This window comes from Dactylosporangium sp. NPDC051087, from assembly GCF_055586325.1.
This window is the reverse complement of record NZ_JBVJIJ010000010.1, coordinates 78234-97403: the sequence shown is the minus strand read 5'-3', so window position 1 is coordinate 97403 and position 19170 is coordinate 78234. Positions and strand designations below refer to the sequence as shown.

The following is a 19170-nucleotide window of genomic DNA, read 5'->3' as shown; positions in this document are numbered from 1 at the left end:
CGGGCGATCATCACGGGGCTTAGCGTCGCTAGGCGATGCTGCTCAAGTTCAGGCTCCAGAACCACCGCTCGGTCCGGGACATCCAGGAGCTGACGCTCCTGTCCGGCCCCGACGACGGCTTCGGCGTGCCCCTCGGCCATGGGGGCACGCTGCGGGTCTCTCCGCTGTGCGGCGTGTTCGGCAGGACCGCCGCCGGCAAGTCGACCGTGCTGCGCGCCCTGGCCACCACCCGGGACCTGGCGGTGTCCGGCAGCGACGTCCAGGCCGCCACGCAACGTTTCGACCCGTTCCAGCTCGACCCGGCCGCGCGGCTGCTGCCGACCCGGTTCGAGGTCGAGTTCCTCGTCGACGGCGTCCGGTACGTCTACGGCTGCGCCTACAAGCGCGACGAGATCGCCGGGGAGTGGCTGCACGCCACGGACCGCGACCGGCGGCGGGTCTGGTTCGAGCGGGACCGCACCGGCATCCGCTGCCTGCCGGAGAGCCGCCTGGAGCGGCTCGCCGCCGCCTGCGATCCGGGGGTGACCCTGCTGTCCATGGGCGCCGACATCGAGCACCCGTGGCTGGCGCCCGTCGCGGCCTGGCTGCACGGCGTCCGGACGGTCCGGCTGACGCCCGGCACCCGGCTCTCCGGCGGTCTCGCGCACCTCGCGGACCGCTGGAGCGAGCAGCTGACGCTGCTGGTCAGCCACGCGGACCTCGGCATCGTCGGGGTCGAGAGGGACCTGCTGCGCCTCGTGCACGCGGGCCGGTCCGGGCCCGCGGCGCTCGGCGGCTGGGCGGAGTCCGACGGCACCATCGCCTGGCTCGACCTCCTCGCGGCCCTGCTGCCGATGCTGGAGCGCGGCGGGGTGCTCCTCGTCGACGACCTCGACGCCGCCGTGCACCCCGACCTGGCCGCGGAGGCGCTGCGGCTGCTGCGCGACCGGGACCTCAACCCGGCCAGGGCGCAGCTGGTCTTCACCGCGCGGTCCCCGTTCGGGCCGGGCAGCGACGGCCTGCCGGTCCTGGACCCGGAGCAGATCTGGTACGCCACGAAGGACACCGACGGCGCCACCCTGCTCGGCCGTACCCCGGCCGCCGCCCAGCTCGGCCCCGGTGACCTCGCGCGCGAACTCTGGCTGGCGCGTCAGCCCAAATGATGTACTGGCGCGATGACGGGACATGCGGTGGTCATCGGTGAGGCGCTGGTCGACCTGCTGGAGTCCGGCACGCCCATCGTCTACCACCCGGCGATCGGCGGCGCGCCGCTGAACGTCGCCGTCGGCGTCGCCCGGCTCGGCGCGCCGAGCGAGTTCGCCGGGTCCGTCGGCGACGACCCGTGGGCCGGCCGCATCCTGGACTTCCTCGCGGACAACGGCGTCGGCACGGGCGGCGTGGTGACCGTGCCCGGGGTCGCGACGACCCTGGCGGTGACGACGTTCCGCGGGATCGAGCCCACGTTCCGCTTCTACGGCGACCCGCCGTCCTACGGCCTGCTGGACGCCGGCGACGTCGACACCGGCCTGATCGGCACTGCCGGCCTGCTGTACTGCGGCTCGATGTGCCTGCTCAGCCCGCCGGTCCTCGCCGCCGCCCGCAAGGCCTGGTCGACCCCCGGCCCGGTGCGCGTCTTCGACCCCAACGTGCGCCCCGTCGTCGGCGTCGACCCGGACGTGGTCGCCGAGTTCGCCGCCACCGCCGACCTGGTCAAGCTCAGCTCCGCCGACGCCGCCGCCCTGTGGGGCGAGTCCCCCGACCGGGCCGCGGCCCGCCTGCTCGCCCTCGGCGCGGGCGCGGTCGTCGTGACGATCGGCGCGGAGGGCGCCCTCGTCGCGCACGGTGCCGCCACGGTACGGGTGGGCGCCCCGTCCGTCACGGCGGTCGACGCCACCGGCGCGGGCGACGCGACCATGGCCGGCCTGTCCTGGGGCATCCTCACCCGGGGCCTGCCCGCGGACCTGGCCGGCTGGGAGGCGCTGACCCGGGTCGCGGTGCACGTCGCGGGCCTGGTCTGCGAGTCGCGCGGCGGCGCCGTGGCCATGCCGACCGTCGCCGCCCTGCGTGCCCGTTTCCCCGGACTGGAGCTGTGACCCCGCGCGATCCATGCCGGCTGATGCGCGGGTTCGTACACTGGCCGACGTGACACCTGAGCAGCTGGGCCGGTACGTGCGGGGCAGCCGGATCGCCGCCGCCGCCGTCGCCGTGGTGCTCGTCGGGCTGCGGGTCGGCTACGAGTTCGGAGTCGACGAGGAAGACACGCCCACGTGGCTGGCGGTCACCCTGCTGCTGGCGCCGATCGTGCTGCTCAGCGGGGCGTTCGTCGGGTTCGGGATCGCGTTGCGGCCGGTCATGCAGCCGCCGCCCTCGGCGCTGCGCGTGCGGGGCGACGCGTTCGTGGTGCCCGGGTCGCCGGTGTGGCTGGGCCGGGCGACGATGGCGTGGGCGCTGCTCGGCACGCTGTTCCTGGAGAGCGACCCCGGCACGCGACCCGCCCTGAAGATCACCCTCAACGCGGTCGCCGCGCTGCTCATCGGGCTCGCCGCGGTGCCGCTGCTGCGCGGTCCCGGCATCGTGGTGAGCCCGGAGGGGCTGACGATCCGGGCCGGCGGCCGGCGCCGGGTGCGGTGGGACGACCTCGTCCAGGTGCCGCAGCGCCCGCTGCCGCTGACGGTGCGCAGCCCGAAGCTCGCGCTGAGCATCCGGCGGCCCGGGCGGCACGAACCCGGATGGCTGCTGGTGCCGCTGGAGATGCTGGCCGTCGAGCCGGTGTTCCTCGGGTCGGTCGTCGAGCACTACGTGGAGCACCCGGACCGGCGCGCGGCGATCGGGACCGAGGCGGAGTACGCGCGCCTCACCGGCGTCACTTGAGCCCGCCGGTCGTTGGGTATGAGGATCTGGTTAGGAGCAAAGCCCCAGCACTAGGAGAGTGCGCATGACCGACCGACCCCGCCCGCCGTCGCCCTTCGACTCCCTGCCCGCGGTGCCGGCGTTCGCGTTGAGCAGCGAGGACCTCACCGACGGCGGCACGCTGCCGGACGCGCAGGTCTACGAGCGCGGCAACACCTCACCGCATCTGAGCTGGTCGGGCTTCCCGGCCGGGACGAAGAGCTTCGCGCTGACCTGCTACGACCCGGACGCGCCGACCGGCGGTGGGTTCTGGCACTGGATCGTCTACAACCTGCCGGCGGGCGCCACCGAGCTGCCGACGGGCGCCGGCACCGGCGACAAGGACGGCCTGCCCGACGAGGCGATCCACGCCCGCAACGACTACGGCACCCGCGACTTCGGGGGTGCGGCGCCGCCGCCGAAGGACGCCCCGCACCGGTACTTCTTCGCGGTGCACGCCCTGGACGTCGACGCGCTCGACATCGGCGCGGACGCGTCGGCGAACGTGGTGGGCTTCAACGTCACCGCGCACACCATCGCCCGCGCGGTGCTGGTCTCGTCGTTCGGGTTCTGACAGTCGCCACCTGGCCGGGGCCGGCCGCCCCGGCCAGGTGGCAAATCGATGGCAAGGCTCCTGCAAGACCCGTCCCACACAGTGGTGGTGTGGATCCCCTGCTCCTCGTCCGGCGTGTGCCGGCACACCGTCTCGCCGTGACCCGGCGCATCACCGCCCACTGGGGCACGCCGGCCGCGTCCGAGGCACGGTCCGAGGTGCAGTGGTGGGAGCTCATCGACCCCGCCTGCGGTGACGAGGACCCGGCCGCCGCCCTCGCCGCGGTCCGGCCGGACGGCACCACGGTCAGGCTCGTCGGCGTCGCCTCGCCACCCGGCCGGCACGACCTCGCCGTCCAGGTGCTGCAGGGGCTCGTCGACGCGCTGCGCGCGGGCTCGGCGCACCGGCTCGCGGCGGCACTGCCCCCGGACGGTCACGACCTGCTGCGGCAGGCGGGTTTCCACCCCGTCCCCGGCGACTGGTGGTCCGTCGACCTGTGACCCGCCCGGCGGCCGTTCCGGGCAGGGGTGAATCATGTTTCACAGCTTGGTACACGCTTGCGGGTTTAACAAGACGGACGTACGGTTTTCTTGGTTGACGACGACCGGGCGTCCCGGTTGCGGAAGACTTGCCGTGAGACACCCGCCTGATGACTTTAGGGAGCAACGCCGTGGCGAGCCTCGACACGTTCGGAGCCAAGAGCCAGCTGAGCGTCGGTGACGCCAGCTACGAGATCTTCAAGGTCGACAAGGTCGAGGGCGCCGAACGCCTTCCGTACAGCCTGAAGATCCTCCTCGAAAATCTGCTGCGCACCGAGGACGGCGCCAACATCACCGCCGACCACATCCGTGCGCTCGGCGCGTGGGACGCCACCGCGGAGCCCAGCGTCGAGATCCAGTTCACCCCCGCCCGGGTGCTGATGCAGGACTTCACCGGCGTGCCGTGCGTCGTCGACCTGGCCACCATGCGCGAGGCCGTCGTCGAGCTCGGCGGCGACCCGACCCGGGTCAACCCCCTGGCCCCCGCCGAGCTGGTCATCGACCACTCGGTCATCGCCGACCTCTTCGGCCGCCCCGACGCCTTCGAGCGCAACGTCGAGCTGGAGTACGGGCGCAACAAGGAGCGCTACCAGTTCCTGCGCTGGGGCCAGACCGCGTTCAACGAGTTCAAGGTCGTGCCCCCGGGCACCGGCATCGTGCACCAGGTCAACATCGAGTACCTCGCCCCGGTGGTCATGCCGCGCAAGGGCCAGGCCTACCCGGACACGGTCGTCGGCACCGACTCGCACACCACGATGGTCAACGGCCTCGGCGTCGTCGGCTGGGGCGTCGGCGGCATCGAGGCCGAGGCCGCGATGCTCGGCCAGCCCGTGTCGATGCTGATCCCGCGGGTCGTCGGCTTCAAGCTCAGCGGCGAGCTGCCCGAGGGCTGCACCGCCACCGACCTGGTCCTCGTCATCACCGAGAAGCTGCGCAAGCACGGCGTCGTCGGCAAGTTCGTCGAGTTCTACGGCCCCGGCGTCAGCGCGGTGCCGCTGGCCAACCGGGCCACGATCGGCAACATGAGCCCCGAGTACGGCTCGACCGTCGCGATCTTCCCGGTCGACGACGAGACCATCAAGTACCTGCGCCTGACCGGCCGCGACGAGGCGCAGGTGGCGCTGGTCGAGGCCTACGCCAAGGAGCAGGGCCTCTGGCACGACCCGGCCGCCGAGCCCGACTACTCCGAGCGGCTCGAGCTGGACCTGTCCACGATCGAGCCCTCCCTCGCCGGCCCGAAGCGCCCCCAGGACCGGGTGCCGCTGAAGAGCGCCAAGCCGCTGTTCCGCGGTGTCCTGGGTGACTACGTCGCCGACGGCGGCATCGAAGGCCCGGCCGACGAGGCGAGCGCCGAGTCCTTCCCGGCCAGCGACCCGCCCGCCAACCAGGTGCAGTCCAACGGCGACAAGCCGCACGACCTCGTCTCGGCCGCCCGCGGCGCCAACGGGCGCCAGTCGAATCCGGTGCAGGTCGGCGACTTCGAGCTCGACCACGGCGCCGTCGTCATCGCCGCGATCACCTCGTGCACCAACACGTCCAACCCGCAGGTCATGATCGGCGCCGGGCTGCTCGCCCGCAACGCCGTCGAGCGGGGCCTCACCACCAAGCCGTGGGTGAAGACGACGCTCGCGCCCGGCTCGAAGGTCGTCACCGACTACTACGAGCGGGCGGGGCTCACCGCGTACCTGAACAAGCTCGGCTTCAACCTCGTCGGCTACGGCTGCACGACCTGCATCGGCAACTCCGGCCCGCTGCCGGAGGCGGTCAGCGCCGCCGTCAACGAGCACGACCTCAGCGTCGTGTCGGTGCTGTCCGGCAACCGCAACTTCGAGGGCCGCATCAACCCCGACGTGAAGATGAACTACCTCGCGTCGCCGCCGCTCGTCGTCGCCTACGCCCTGGCCGGCACGATGGACCTGGACCTCACCAGCGAGCCGCTCGGCACCGGCTCCGACGGCGAGCCCGTCTACCTGCGCGACATCTGGCCCACGCCGAAGGAGGTCGAGGACACGATCGCCGCGGCCATCGGCAGCGACCTCTACAACTCCCGCTACGCCGACGTGTTCGCCGGTGACGAGCAGTGGCAGTCCCTGCCGACCCCGACCGGCAACACGTTCGAGTGGGACCCCCAGTCGACGTACGTGCGCAAGCCCCCGTACTTCGAGGGCATGGCCACGTCGCCGGCGCCGGTCACCGACATCGCCGGCGCCCGGGTCCTGGCGAAGCTCGGCGACTCCGTCACCACCGACCACATCTCGCCCGCCGGCTCGATCAAGGCCGACTCGCCCGCCGGCAAGTACCTCGCGCTGCACGGCGTGGACCGCAAGGACTTCAACTCCTACGGCTCCCGGCGCGGCAACCACGAGGTGATGATCCGCGGCACGTTCGCCAACATCCGCCTGCGCAACCAGCTCGCCCCCGGCACCGAGGGCGGCGTGACCGTCAACCACCTCAGCGGCGAGCAGACCACGATCTACGACGCCTCGGTCGCCTACGCCGCCGCCGGTACGCCGCTGGTCATCCTGGCCGGCAAGGAGTACGGCTCCGGCTCGTCCCGCGACTGGGCCGCCAAGGGCACCGCCCTGCTGGGCGTCCGCACCGTGATCGCGGAGAGCTACGAGCGCATCCACCGCTCGAACCTCATCGGGATGGGCGTGCTGCCGCTGCAGTACCCGCAGGGCCAGAACGCCGAGTCGCTGGGCCTCACCGGCACCGAGACCTTCACGGTCACCGGCGCCGAGCAGCTCAACGACGGCACCACCCCGCGCACCGTCAACGTCACCACCGACACCGGCGTCTCCTTCGACGCCGTGGTCCGCATCGACACCCCCGGCGAGGCGGACTACTACCGCCACGGCGGCATCCTCCAGTACGTCCTGCGCAAGATGATCGAGGCGTAACAGGCATTCGAACGCGACGGGCCGGCCACCATCACGGTGACCGGCCCGTCGTGGTGTGGACCCGCGCTCAGAAGCGCTGGCAGTTGTAGCCGACGCCGGTCGGGTGGACCATCACCTTCAGGGTCACGTAGCCGTAGATGCCGTCGTCGACGACCGTCTGCCCGTAGGGGTTGCGGTCGTCCTCGAGCCGCTGCACCCACCGCAGCGCCGCCTTGGTGATCGGGCCGAAGTCACCGTCCTCGTGGACGGTGTCCGGGAACCCGATCGAGTCCAGGTAGTCGCCGTAGCAGATGTTGATCGTCTTCTGCAGCATCTTGACCCCGGCGGTCCGGTGCCCCTGCTGCATCCAGCACCGCTCGTTCGACGGATACGTCACCGGGATGTAGACGCCGTTCTTCTTGTCCGAGTAGTTGCACACCGGCACCGTCGCGGCGGCGGCCGGCGAGGTGGCGACCAACCCGCCGGGCACACCGAGACAGGTCGCCGTCAGCAGCCGGAGCAGGACACGATTGCGCACCATCGACACTCCATCCCCGTCAGTGCACCGCCGTCCGGCGGGCACGCGTAGGAATATGTCAATCCGATCCGCGTCCGGCTGCCCCGCCGGACAATTCCGGCGGGCTACTTCTTCGGGATGCTGTACCGGTGGACGACCTTCTCCTTGTCGGAGATCGCGGTGACCGAGTCCGCGCTGATCGTGATCGCCGTCAGGGTGAAGTCGCTGCCGCTGACGTCGGCGGCGCCGAGCACCTTGCCGGTGCCGAGGTCGGCGACCGACACCTGCCAGACCGTGAATCCGCCGGAGACCCGCAGCGTCCGCACGGCGACGCGGCCGTTGCCGGAGGCCATCGCCATCGGTGACGTCGCGGAGTCGGCGACGCCATACTTGACGTTGCCGTCCGCCGGGTCACGGATCGACGGCTTGCCCACGTCACCGAACGAGTCGTCGCCCAGCAGCAGCTTGCCGTCCAGGACATACCACCCGGGCTCGTCGCCGCCGTCGAGGGTCTTCGTCCAGGCCTGCTTGCCGTCGCCGACGTTGACCGCGATCACCGTGTAGTCCAGCGACTTCTGGGCCGCCAGGCAGACGAGCTTCTCCCCACACGGCCGGACGTCCTCGACGGTGACGCCCGGCGGGGCCTTGAACTCCCACGCCTTGCCGAGGTCGCGCAGGCTGTAGCCGACGACCGTGTTGGTCGCGCCGCCCGGGACCGACATCAGCATGCCGCCGTACACGGCGAAGAAGTCGTTGCGTGCGATCTTGATGGACCCGGACGCCTTGGTCTTGCCGTCGGCGACGTTGACGACCTCGACGGTCTCGCCGCTGACGACGTGGACGACCGCCGCCGGGTCCGCGCCCAGCGACTCGGCGAAGAACTGCGGCTCGGAGAACGACCGCTCATACGTGGGCACCACGAGATCGGCGGCGTCCGCCGGTCGCGTCCACGTGAGCGCGGCCTTCGCGCGGCGCTGGCTGTTGGCGAAGAACGTCTTCTCCCCCGGGTGGGTCCACCGGGCCGTGCCGGTCAGCAGGTCGATGCGCTGCACCGAGGACGGGTTGGAGCCGACCTCGGTGACGGAGTCGATGCCGTTGCCGTTGCGCACGTACTGCAGGTCGATCCGGCTGTCCCAGCCCGAGGTCCACTTCACGCCGCCGGTCGCGGCGTCGATGACGGACCGCGTGTCGTCGTTGTCGCGTTTGGTGTCGCTCTCGCCGTCGACGAGCAGCAGGCCGCCGACCAGGCGCAGGTGCAGCTCCGTCGGCGCCATCGGCACGCTCACCGCCCACGTCGCCTTGTCGCCGACCGTCGGATAGGCGGTGACCTTGGTGCTGTCGGCGGTCGACTCCGCCATGTAGATCATTCCGGCGCCGGCGACGGCGGCGAACGCCCCGGCGTTGGGGTCGACGGTGATCGGCTTGCCCACCGTCAGCCCGTCGGTCTTCGGGTCGGTGAGCTGGCCGTCGTCGCCGGTCGGGCTGTCGCCGGGGAAGCCGTCCTTGATGGACTCGAACTGGTTGCCGATCCAGCTGAAGACCTGGGTGCCGCCCCAGAGGCAGCCGCCGATCAGCGACAGGACGATGATCAGGGCGATCCACGGGCCGGTGCGGCGGCGCGGGCGGACGACGACCGGCGGGGGCGGGGTGAACGCGGGCTGGCCGCCCGGCGTGAACGGGGCACCGCCGAACCCGCCGGGTCCGCCCTGACCGCTGAAGCCTGCGGGTCCGCCCGGGCCACCAGGACCGCCTGGGGCACCCGGGGCGCCGATGCCGGCCGGGACGCCGGGGCGGGCGAGGTTGACAGGCGGAGGCTGCGTGCCGGGCCGGGTGAGGCTGACGGGTGGGGGCGGGGCGCCGAACGCCGCCGGGCCGCCATAACCGGGTCCGCCACCGCCCTGCATGCCGCCGCCGGGGCCGCCGGGAGTCGCCGGGCCGAAGCCGCCGCCAGGGCGGTTGGGGCCCCCACCGGGGACGTTCTGGTTGGGGATGTAGGCACCCGGGGAGACCGGAGGCGAGACGTTGTAGGTCTGCGCCGGGGCGCCGTGGGCCGCCGGCGAGATGGGTGACGTGACGCCGCCGCCGGTCGCGGCGAACGGGACCGAGACCGGATAGGAGGTGCCGCCGCTCGGCGAGACGGGGGTGCCGGAGACCGGGCGGGGGGCCGGGGCCTGGCCGCCGTCGAAGAGCTGCTGCGGCGGGGTGCCCACGGAGAGCATGCCGCCATAGGCAACGGGCAGCTCCGGCTGCTCGGGCACGACCGGGGCGACCCCGAAGCGGGCGTGCAGGCGGCTGGCGACGAGCGGGATGCGGGACGAGCCGCCGACGAGGAAGATGCCGGCGAGCTGGCGGACGTCGACGCCGGCGCGCTCCAGGACGCGGCGGGTCTCGTCGACGGCGCGGTCGATGAGAGGGCCGGCGACGCGCTCCAGCTCCTCGCGGGTGATGTGCAGCGCCTCTTCGGTGCCGGGGACGTGGATGGGGGCCGACGCGGTGCGGGACAGCATCTCCTTCGCGGCGCGGACCTCATTCCACAGGGCGCGGCGGTCGCGGTGCGCGGCGGTGCTGTCGGGACTGGCCAGGCGCTGCCAGATCTCGGGGTTGCGCAGGTTGATGAGCTGGCCGAGGTGGCCGACGAGGGCCGCGTCGATGTCGACGCCGCCGAGGTCGTCGAGGCCGCCGACGCCGAGGACGCGCAGGCCGCCGGCGCCGCCGGAGCCCGCCGGCTCCCGGCGGACGACGGACACGTCGAGGGTGCCGCCGCCGAAGTCGAACACGGCGAGGGACTGCAGGGGCGCGACCTGCTGGCCGAGGACGCGCAGGCAATAGGTCGCGGCGGCGATGGGCTCGTCGACGAGGACGACGGGGCCGAGGTTGGCGGCGCGGGCGGCCTCGAGCAGGACGCCGCGGCGCTGGCCGCCCCAGTCGGCCGGGCAGGTGAGGACGGTGGAGCCGACCGGGTTGACCCCGGCCTGCAGCGACTCGTCGGCGACCCGCTTGAGCAGGGCGGCGAGCATCTCCACGACGGTGACCTCGGAGTCGCCGAGCAGGACGGCGCCCGCGTCGACGCTGCGCTTCGGGAAGGGCTCGAAGCGGGACGGCGAGACCTGGGCGAGCCGCTCGGCGTCCCGGCCGACGGACAGCCTGCCGCTCTCGTCGGCATAGATGCCGGACGCCATGACGGGTGAGCCGTCGAACAGCAGCGCGCGCGGGGCGTCGTCGCCGCGGCGGACGACCGCGACGGTGTGGCAGGTGCCCAGATCGATCGCGAGACGATGGGTCGGCCCCACGTGCTCACCTCCAAAGACCCCGGGATCGTACGGCAGCGGTACGACATTTCCGATCGGTGGTTTGGGGTAGACAGGAAGCCGACACCATGAACAAGGGGGCTCGATGCGCGCGGTCATGTTCCAGGAGCACGGCGACCGGGAAGTTCTCCAGGTGCACGACGTCCAGAACCCGGAACCCGGACCGGGTGAGGTCCTGGTGCTGGTGGAGGCCAGCGGGGTGAATTTCATCGACGTGTACCAGCGCACCGGCACCTACCAGATGCGGCTGCCGAGCGCGCTGGGCAGCGAGGGCGCCGGCACCGTGCTCAGCTACGGCGCCGGGGTCGAGGGCCTGTCCCCCGGCGACCGGGTCGCGTGGACGGGCGTCCTGGGCAGCCACGCCGAGCAGGCGGTCGTCCCCGCCGACCGGCTCGTGCCGGTGCCGGACGGGATCAGCACCGAGCAGGCCGCCGCGGCGATGCTGCAGGGCCTGACCGCGCACTACCTGACGCACGACTCCTACCCGGTCCGGGCCGGCGACACCGTCCTCGTGCACGCCGCGGCCGGTGGCGTCGGCCGGCTGCTGACCAGGATCGTCACGCACCTCGGCGGCCGGGTCGTCGCCACCGCCGGCACGCCCGCGAAGCGGGAGATCGCCCTCGCCGACGGCGCGGTGCGGGCCGTCGCCTACGACCAGGCGCTGGAAGCGGTCAGGGAGGTCAGCGACGGCGTCGCGGCCGCATACGACGGCGTCGGCAAGGACACGTTCGACATCAGCCTGGAGGCGCTGCGCACCCGCGGCGCGATGGTGCTGTTCGGCGCGGCCAGCGGGAAGGTGCCGCCGTTCGACCCGCTGCGGCTGATGGCGGGGTCCTGCACGCTGACCCGCCCGACGCTCGGTCACTTCATCGCGAAACGGCACGAGCTGCTCGAACGCGCCGACACCCTGTTCGGGTGGATGGCCGGCGGCGTGGTCACGGTCGACGTCAGCAAGCGATACGGACTCGACGCCGTCCAGGACGCGTATGCCGACCTCGAGGGGCGCAAGTCGACCGGGAAGCTGCTCGTTATTCCGTGATCGTGATCTCAGGTGCCGGACCTGCGTGAAGCCCGGAAAACGTCCCCGACTAGACCTTTACTGGCCGGAGCAGGACGCCGGCCACATGGCTGAGCCGGGTTCGACACCCGGCACAGACGGAAGCGGCGGAAACGACCCTCCCCGCCGCTTTCCAACCGCGGCCCGCCCGGCCACGACACCGGGCGGGCCACGCGCTTGTCAGACCCGCATGCCCGCGTCGTGCAGCAGCTCCACGATCAGCGGCTCCGGGTCGACCGGGAAGCCCTTGCCCCGGAACCACTTCGCCATGTTGGCGACGTCGCGGGCCAGGAACTCCGGGCCCTTCGGGTTGATCACCACGTCGACGATCTGCGGCAGGTCGATGATGACCAGCCGCCCGTCGTGGACGAGGGTGTTGTACGGCGAAAGGTCCCCGTGCGCGACGCCGGCGCGGGCGAGCACCCGCAACGCGTCGACCAGCTGCCACCACAGGTCGGCGAGGAGGTCGGCGTCCGGCCGGGTCTGCGCCAGCCGGGGCGCGGCCGTGCCGTCGTCGTCACCGATAAACTGCAGCATGAGCTCGGTGCCGAGCAGCTGCACCGGGTACGGGACGCAGACGCCCAGCTCCCACAGCTGCGCGAGCGCGCCGAACTCGGCGATCGCCCACTGGCCCGCGATCGCCTCCCGGCCGAAGGCGGTGCGGCCCGCCATCGCCCGGGTGACCCGGGACTCGCGGACCCGGCGGCCCTCGAGATAGCCGGAGTCACGGTGGAAGAGGCGGTGCTCGGCGGCCCGGTAGCGCTTCGCGGCGAGCAGGACCCGCCGGTCGGTGCCGGGGACGGCGCGCTCCACCAGATGGACGTCGGCTTCCTTGCCGGTCTTGAGGATGCCGCGGTCGGTGTCCTTGGCGGCGTGTTCGGTGATCACCCAGTCGGGGATCGGGTCAGGTCCGTGCAGCACGCCGGGCGCGCTCCACGAGGACCAGCCGGTCTCCTCCTCCACGACGTCCCAGACGGGATCGGTGGACGGTGAGGAGCGCTTTACGAAGGTCGGTTCGTCGTCGTCGAACTTGCGACGGCGGCGGGTTGACGCACCAGAAGAGTCGTTGTCGCGCAACGCGAGGTCTCCAGAGCTGGAAGGAAAACGGGAGTCGGCATGATGAATCGCGCCGTGACGGCAGCCATGCGAACCAACCCCCTTCCAACTCGAAGTACTGACGCACCTTCTCCCACCGGTCGCAGCCGCGCAACCGATTTATCGCGCCGCCATGACCTCGGCGATCGCGGCGATCACCCCGTCGGCGGTGCGGGTCGGCGCGTAGCGGGGCTCGGACCAGCGCCGGCCCCGGTGCAGCCAGACACTGCGCATCCCGACCCCGGCCGCGCCGCCGATGTCGGCCTCGGGGCTGTCGCCGATGAGCCAGGCGCCGCCGAGGCGCATCCGCGCCCGCTCCGCCGCGATGGCGAAGATGCGCGGGTTGGGCTTGCGCACGCCGACGTCCTCGGAGATGACCCAGTCGGCGAGATACCGGTCGAGGCCGGTCTTGCGCAGCTTCTCCTCCTGCTGGCGGGTGTCGCCGTTGGTGACGACGACGGGCACCCAGCCGGCGTCCTCGGCGATCGCCAGGGCACAGGCGGTCAGCGGGTCGAGCCGGACCCTGGCCATCAGCTCGCCGCGGATCTCCTCGACCAGGTCGATCGCGGCCTCACGCATCCCGTACCGCTCGCGGATGCTCTCGGCGACGTCCCAGGTCGAACCCATCCCGTCGGCGTCGACGGACAGCAGCCAGTCCAGGTCATATTCGGGCGCGCCGATGCCGCGCAGGAAGTCGCTCGCCCATGCGCGGAACGCCCCGGCCCTGTCCAGCAGGGTGTCGTCCAGGGAGAGCAACAACAGGGGCACGCGGGCAGGTTACGTGAGCTGAATGACATACAACAGATCCCGAATTTTCCGCTGCCGCCCCGGGACCGTGAAACCGCCCAAACCGGGCCGAACCGCACCCCGTACATCGGAGGATGTGCCAAACCGTATGTACGGCTTGCATAATCAGTGCGTGCCCAGGGTGAGCCAGAACCAGCTCGACGCACGCCGGAAGGAGATCCTCACCGGCGCGCGGACCTGTTTCGCCCGCCACGGCTACGAGGGGGCGACTGTCCGGCGGCTCGAAGAGGAGATCGGCCTGTCCCGCGGCGCGATCTTCCACCACTTCCGCGACAAGGACTCGCTCTTCCTCGCCGTCGCCGAGGACGACGCCGCGACCATGGTAGCCACGGTCGCCGAGCACGGCCTCGTCCAGGTCATGCGGGACCTCCTGGAGCGGGCCGGCACCGAGGACGTCGCCGGCTGGCTCGGCAGCCAGCTGGAGGTGTCGCGGCGGCTGCGCACCGACCCCGAGTTCGCGAAGCGGTGGGCGGCCCGCTCCGAGGCCGTCGCCGAGGCGACCCGCGAGCGGCTGCAGCGCCAGCGGGAGGCGGGCGTGCTGCGCGCCGACGTGCCGATCGGGATCCTCGCCCAGTTCCTCGAGCTCGCCTACGACGGCCTGGTCCTGCACCTCGCGACCGGCCGCCCCGTGCAGGACCTCGAGGCCGTCCTCAACCTGGTCGAGGGCGCTGTCCGAAGGTCCTGATGATCTGGGTCACAAGGTTTGCTCAAGTGTCCTTGCGGCGACAGGCGCTTCTGGACAGCCGCACCCACACTGACCCCATGAGGACATCGATCGTGGCGGGACCCGGCGACACCTGGGGGATCGCCGGACCGGACTTCCTGTGGCTGTACGCCGGGCTCGCCGGGCTCGCGATCGTGATCGCGTTCGTCTGGCGGCGCACCTACCTGCGCGGGCCGTCCCTGCGCAAGGCGAAAGACCTGACCCCGACCCAGGCCGCGCTGCTCAACGGCGACCGGCGGCTGGCCGTCTACAGCTCCCTCGCCGCCCTGCGCGCGGCCGGCGCGATCAGCTCCGACAAGCGCGGCACGCTCAAGCAGGTCGCCGCCATGCCCGGTCTCACGGGCGACCTCGACCGGGCCGTGCTCGACGCCGCCCGCCGCACGCTCAAGGTCAAGAACGTCCTGAAGGACCGCGGCGTCGTCGCCGAGCTGGAGCGCACCGAGGAGCAGCTGACCCTGGCCGGCTGGCTGCTCGACCCGGACCGCCGGCGCGGCGTGAAGATGGCCGCGATCATCGTCTTCGCCGCCGTCGCGATCGGCGTCGCCCGCCTCGTCGCCGGCATCATCAACGGCAGATCCGTCGGCTACCTGGTGCTGATGGTCGTGGCCGTCTTCGTCATCGCGCTGCTGTTCCTGCGGGTGCCCCGGGTCAGCACCAACGGGCGGCGGCTGCTGACCCGGATGCGGATGGCGACCCAGCACCTCTCGCCGCGGCAGTCACCGTCCTGGTCGACCTACGGCCCGGAGGCCGCGGCGCTCAGCATCGGGCTCTTCGGCGCGGCCGCGTTCTTCGCCGCCGACCCGGCGTTCGCCGCCGAGGCCGAGCTGCAGCGGCACGTCGCCACCTCCGGCGGCGGCTTCAGCGACGGCGGCAGCTCCTGGAGCGGCAGCTCCGACTCCGGCTCGTCGTCCAGCAGCTGCTCGTCGGGCAGCTCCTGCGGCGGCGGCTCCAGCTGCGGAGGCGGCGGCGGAGGGTGCGGAGGATGACCGGTCCGGAGCACGGCGGAGCCGGCGGAGCCGGCGGACCGGCGGTCGGCATCGGCTGGCGGCCCGAGATCGCCGGCTACGTGGCCGGGCTGCCGGGGCTGCGCTTCACCGAGGTCGTCGCGGAGTCGGTACATCTGACGCATCCGCCGCAGATGCTCCTCGACCTGGTCGAGCGGGGTGTGCGGGTCGTGCCGCACGGCGTGAAGCTGTCCCTCGGCGGGGCCGAGCCCGTCGACGACGACCGCGCCGCGCACCTCTTCAAGTGCGCGGAGCTGCTGCGGTCGCCGCTGGTCAGCGAGCACATCGCGTTCGTGCGGGCGGGCGGCGTCGAGGCGGGGCACCTGCTGCCGGTGCCCCGGACCCGGGAGGCGGTCGACGCGGTCGTCGCCAACGTCCGGCGCACCCAGGCCGCGCTCGGCGGCGTCACCCTCGCCCTGGAGCCGATCGCCGCGCTGTTCGACTGGCCCGATCCCGAGCTCACGGAGGCGCAGTTCCTCACCGAGATCCTCGACCGGACCGGCTGCCCGCTCCTGCTCGACGTCGCGAACGTCTACGCCAACGCCCGCAACCGCGGCACCGACGGCGGCGACCCGCTCGAGGGCCTGCCGCTGGAGCGGATCGCGTACGTGCACGTCGCCGGCGGTGCCGAGCACGACGGCTTCTACCACGACACGCACACCGACGCGACGCCGCCGGAGGTCTTCGACCTGGTCAAGGAGCTGTGCGCGCGGGCCCGGCCGCCGGCGCTGATGCTCGAACGCGACGGCCGTTACCCGCCCGCCGCCGAGCTCACCGGCGAGCTCGACGCCCTCTGCGCCGCCGCGGGCGTTTCCCGGATCACGGCATGAGCACCGGGGGTTCCCTCGCGGACCGGCAGCGGGCCCTGGTGGAGGCGCTCGTCGCCGGTGGTGACGTCCCTCCGGGTTTCGCCGCGGCCGGTGTACGGGCGACGCGCATCGCCCTGCGCCGCAAACGCGCCGGCGAGGTGGCCCGGACGTGGCCCATGCTCGCCGCCTCGTTCGGGGACGACTGGACCGGCACGTTCGCCGCGTGGGCCGACGGGCGCCCGCCGCTGGGGTCGCTGCGCGACGGCTGGGACTTCGCCCGCGCCGCCGGGGACACCCTGCCGCCCCTGGCCCGCGAGGAGCTCGCCGGTCGCGAGGCCGCCTTCGCCTACGACGGCCGCACCGCGCCCGTCCCCCGCGGCCGGCTGGGCCGCCTTCTACGATCGCTGCATGGATCTCGGGCTTCGTGACCGCGTCTACGTCCTGACCGGCGCGTCCCGCGGGCTCGGCCGCGCCACCGCCGAGGCCCTCGTCCAGGACGGTGCGAAGGTCGTCGTCTCGGGCAGGACCGCCGCCACGGTCGACGCCGCCGTCGCGGCGCTCGGCCCGCAGCACGCCGCGGGTGTCGCCGGCGACCTCGGCGATCCCGGCACCGGGCCGCGGCTGGTCGAGACGGCCCTCGAACGCTTCGGGCGGCTCGACGGGGCGCTCATCTCCGTCGGCGGCCCGCCGCGCGGCACCGCGACCGGCACCGGCGAGGACGACTGGACGGCCGCGTTCCACACCATCTTCCTCGGCACCGTCCGGCTGGCCCGGCTCGTCGCGGAGACCGTCGGCGCCGTGCCCGAGGGCGAGGACGCCGCCATCGGCATCGTGCTGTCCACGTCGGTGCGGGTCCCGCTCGACGGGCTCGCGATCTCCAACGGGCTGCGCCCGGGGCTGGCCGGCTTCGCCAAGGACCTCGCCACCGAGCTCGGCCCGCGCGGCATCCGGGTCGTGTCGCTGCTGCCGGGCCGGCTCCTCACCGACCGCAACCGGGAGCTGCTGGCCGACCCCGGCGCGCGGGCCGCGGCCGCGGAGCTGATCCCGCTGCGCCGGCTCGGCGACCCCGCCGAGTTCGGCCGGGTCGCGGCGTTTCTGCTCTCCCCCGCCGCCGGCTACCTGACCGGCGTCGCCGTACCCGTCGACGGCGGGGTCATCAGCGCGTTCTGAAATTTTTGTATCAGGGCCGGCCTGTGCGCCCTCCAGTCAAGTGAGACGGCGCTGTCATCAGTCGGGTAGCGCCCCGCGGGGACGGAGAGCCACCATGCAGTTACGCTGCCGGCGGATGACGGGGGACGCGCCTGCCGACCTCGGCGACGACAACGACGCCCCACCGTCGACGCCCTGGCTGCCCTCCACCGCGGTCCTGCGCCGGCACGGCGCCCGCGTCCTGGAGCCCGGCGACGGCGCCTCCGCGCCGACCGTCTACCGCGCCGGCGTCCTGCTGTCGACGTCACCACCCGACGAGCCACCGGACGCGCTCTCGGACAGCCTGGAGCGCTGCAACCGGACCCTCGCCGGGACCGGCATGCGCCTCGCGGCGGACCTGGCCGGTCCCGACGGCCCCGACCAGGGCGGCCACGGGAAGGGCGGGCCTGACGGGCCGGTCCGGGAGCGGGCCGTGCGCCGGCGGGTGCGGGCCGTCCAGCTCGTCGCCGCACAGGGGGCCGACCCCGAAGCCGTCGACGCATGGGCCGCCCTGAAGGCGCTCCGGGCCAGTGGCCACGGGGGCCATCTGTCCCTGGATCACCTGCTCTTCGGCGCGTCCATCGGCGGCGTACCGATGACCGAGGGCTCGCCCATGACCGAAGGCTCCCCGATGACGGAGGGCTCGCCCATGACCGAGGGCTCCCCGATGACGGAGGGCTCGCCCATGACCGAGGGCTCCCCGATGACGGAGGGGTCCCCGATGACCGAGGGCAGTGCCTGGCGCTTCGCCGGGGACGCCGCCCGCCGGCCGGTCGACCTGGTCCTCGCCCCGCCGCGCCGGCGCACCACCGCCGAGCTCGGCGACCGGCGGCCCGTCGTCGCGATCCTCGACACCGGCATCGCCCCGCACGAGTGGCTCGACGTCCCCGCGGCCGGCTCGGCGCTGCCCGAGGACGGGTTCACCGCCGTCGACACCGAGCTGCAGGCCATGATCCTGGCCGCGCAGGACCAGCTCATCGCCGCCGGTCACCCGCTGCAGCGGCTCCGCGACGCGTGGGAGCGGCAGATCCGGACCGGCTCCGTCGCCGGGGAGCTCGGCAGCCACACCGGGCACGGCACGTTCATCGGCGGCCTCGTCCGCCAGGTCGCCCCCGACGCGACCGTGCTGCAGATCCGGGTCATGCACAGCGACGGCGTCGTCTACGAGAGCGACCTGCTCATCGCGCTGGACCGGCTCGCGGACCAGGTCGAAGCGGCACAGGCGGGCAACGGCGGGCACATGGTCGACGTCGTCTGCCTCTCGCTGGGGTACTACCTGGAGAGCGCGGCCGACAGTTCGTACACCATCCGCATCCAGGAACACGTGGACCGGCTCCTGGCCGCCGGGGTGGTCGTGGTCGCCGCCGCCGGGAACCACGCGACGTCCCGCGAGTTCTACCCGGCAGCGCTGACCTGCGACGGGGACCTGCCGGTGATGAGCGTCGGCGCCTTCCAGCCCAACGACGCGAAGGCCATGTTCAGCAACGACGGGCCCTGGGTCCGCTACTGGGCACCAGGTTCGGCGCTGGTCAGCACGTACCCGAAGATCCAGGGCAGCCGGGGCGCCGCCTACGCCACCCCGGCGGGCAACGCCGGAGGCCGCCCGGCCCGCCGCGAGACCCTCGACGCCGACGACTACACCCGCGGCTTCGCCTCCTGGAGCGGCAGCTCGTTCGCCGCCGGGCTGGGCGCCGCCGAGGTCGCCGCGCTGCTGCTCGCCAACGCCGCCGGCGACCCGCAGCTGCGCCTCGACCAGATCGACGCGAAGTCCACCACCCAGCGGGCGCTCCGGGCCCTCGACGGGTTCCCGGGGTAGGCCGGC

The 19170-nt window shown here is 73.0% G+C and carries 17 protein-coding genes; 13 read left to right on the top strand and 4 right to left on the bottom strand.

The genetic code is table 11. The features are described from left to right. The first annotated feature begins 35 nt into the window (after window positions 1-35). From ACZ6TV_RS20360 to acnA, 6 genes are all read left to right on the top strand, one after another. Window positions 36-1142: an AAA family ATPase gene (locus ACZ6TV_RS20360; RefSeq protein ID WP_465298761.1), complete on the top strand. Its 1107-nt coding sequence runs from the start codon at window positions 36-38 to the stop codon at window positions 1140-1142. 12 nt (window positions 1143-1154) lie between these two features. Then, entirely contained in the window at window positions 1155-2072 is a 918-nt protein-coding gene (locus ACZ6TV_RS20355) for a PfkB family carbohydrate kinase (RefSeq protein WP_465298760.1), read from the top strand. 49 nt (window positions 2073-2121) lie between these two features. After that, the gene (locus tag ACZ6TV_RS20350) at window positions 2122-2850 is read left to right on the top strand and encodes a hypothetical protein (protein ID WP_465298759.1); all 729 of its coding nucleotides are present in this window, start codon (window positions 2122-2124) and stop codon (window positions 2848-2850) included. A gap of 64 nt (window positions 2851-2914) precedes the next feature. Continuing rightward, complete coding sequence (locus ACZ6TV_RS20345) at window positions 2915-3442, top strand: YbhB/YbcL family Raf kinase inhibitor-like protein (protein WP_465298758.1); 528 nt, start codon at window positions 2915-2917, stop codon at window positions 3440-3442. A 137-nt stretch (window positions 3443-3579) separates the two neighbouring features. Continuing rightward, window positions 3580-3921 carry a hypothetical protein gene (locus tag ACZ6TV_RS20340; RefSeq protein ID WP_465298757.1) on the top strand — a complete coding sequence of 114 codons (342 nt, stop codon included), beginning with the start codon at window positions 3580-3582 and terminating at the stop codon, window positions 3919-3921. Between the two features lie 149 nt (window positions 3922-4070). After that, window positions 4071-6860 carry an aconitate hydratase AcnA gene (gene acnA / locus ACZ6TV_RS20335; protein ID WP_465298756.1) on the top strand — a complete coding sequence of 930 codons (2790 nt, stop codon included), beginning with the start codon at window positions 4071-4073 and terminating at the stop codon, window positions 6858-6860. Window positions 6861-6927: 67 nt separating this feature from the next. Here acnA and ACZ6TV_RS20330 read toward each other — a convergent pair whose 3' ends face one another. Both ACZ6TV_RS20330 and ACZ6TV_RS20325 read right to left on the bottom strand, forming a co-directional pair. Beyond that, window positions 6928-7380 (bottom strand): peptidoglycan-binding domain-containing protein, encoded by a 453-nt coding sequence (locus tag ACZ6TV_RS20330; protein WP_465298755.1) that lies wholly within the window; start codon window positions 7378-7380, stop codon window positions 6928-6930. Between the two features lie 101 nt (window positions 7381-7481). Next, window positions 7482-10646: an Hsp70 family protein gene (locus ACZ6TV_RS20325; protein WP_465298754.1), complete on the bottom strand. Its 3165-nt coding sequence runs from the start codon at window positions 10644-10646 to the stop codon at window positions 7482-7484. Between the two features lie 103 nt (window positions 10647-10749). Between ACZ6TV_RS20325 and ACZ6TV_RS20320 the strand changes: the two genes are divergently transcribed. Further along, window positions 10750-11703 carry a quinone oxidoreductase family protein gene (locus ACZ6TV_RS20320; protein WP_465298753.1) on the top strand — a complete coding sequence of 318 codons (954 nt, stop codon included), beginning with the start codon at window positions 10750-10752 and terminating at the stop codon, window positions 11701-11703. A 198-nt stretch (window positions 11704-11901) separates the two neighbouring features. Here the strand turns inward: ACZ6TV_RS20320 and ACZ6TV_RS20315 are convergent, their stop codons facing one another. Together ACZ6TV_RS20315 and ACZ6TV_RS20310 are read right to left on the bottom strand one after the other, a co-directional pair. Then, window positions 11902-12798, bottom strand: a complete 897-nt coding sequence (locus ACZ6TV_RS20315) for a serine protein kinase RIO (protein ID WP_465298752.1) — start codon at window positions 12796-12798, stop codon at window positions 11902-11904. A 138-nt stretch (window positions 12799-12936) separates the two neighbouring features. After that, window positions 12937-13584, bottom strand: coding sequence for an HAD family hydrolase (locus ACZ6TV_RS20310; RefSeq protein ID WP_465298751.1), 648 nt, complete (start codon window positions 13582-13584; stop codon window positions 12937-12939). A gap of 151 nt (window positions 13585-13735) precedes the next feature. Between ACZ6TV_RS20310 and ACZ6TV_RS20305 the strand changes: the two genes are divergently transcribed. From ACZ6TV_RS20305 to ACZ6TV_RS20280, 6 genes are all read left to right on the top strand, one after another. After that, window positions 13736-14308 carry a TetR/AcrR family transcriptional regulator gene (locus ACZ6TV_RS20305; protein ID WP_465298750.1) on the top strand — a complete coding sequence of 191 codons (573 nt, stop codon included), beginning with the start codon at window positions 13736-13738 and terminating at the stop codon, window positions 14306-14308. 77 nt (window positions 14309-14385) lie between these two features. After that, window positions 14386-15333, top strand: coding sequence for a TIGR04222 domain-containing membrane protein (locus ACZ6TV_RS20300; protein WP_465298749.1), 948 nt, complete (start codon window positions 14386-14388; stop codon window positions 15331-15333). Beyond that, the gene (locus ACZ6TV_RS20295) at window positions 15330-16181 is read left to right on the top strand and encodes an MbnB/TglH/ChrH family RiPP precursor modification enzyme (RefSeq protein WP_465298748.1); all 852 of its coding nucleotides are present in this window, start codon (window positions 15330-15332) and stop codon (window positions 16179-16181) included. Before ACZ6TV_RS20300 ends, ACZ6TV_RS20295 begins: the two co-directional genes overlap by 4 nt. After that, window positions 16178-16588, top strand: coding sequence for an SCO6045 C-terminal-like domain-containing protein (locus ACZ6TV_RS20290; protein ID WP_465298747.1), 411 nt, complete (start codon window positions 16178-16180; stop codon window positions 16586-16588). Before ACZ6TV_RS20295 ends, ACZ6TV_RS20290 begins: the two co-directional genes overlap by 4 nt. Then, complete coding sequence (locus ACZ6TV_RS20285) at window positions 16569-17330, top strand: SDR family oxidoreductase (RefSeq protein ID WP_465298746.1); 762 nt, start codon at window positions 16569-16571, stop codon at window positions 17328-17330. The genes ACZ6TV_RS20290 and ACZ6TV_RS20285 overlap by 20 nt, the downstream gene beginning before the upstream one ends. Window positions 17331-17445: 115 nt before the next feature. Further along, window positions 17446-19164, top strand: a complete 1719-nt coding sequence (locus ACZ6TV_RS20280; RefSeq protein ID WP_465298745.1) for a S8 family serine peptidase — start codon at window positions 17446-17448, stop codon at window positions 19162-19164. Window positions 19165-19170: the final 6 nt, after the last annotated feature.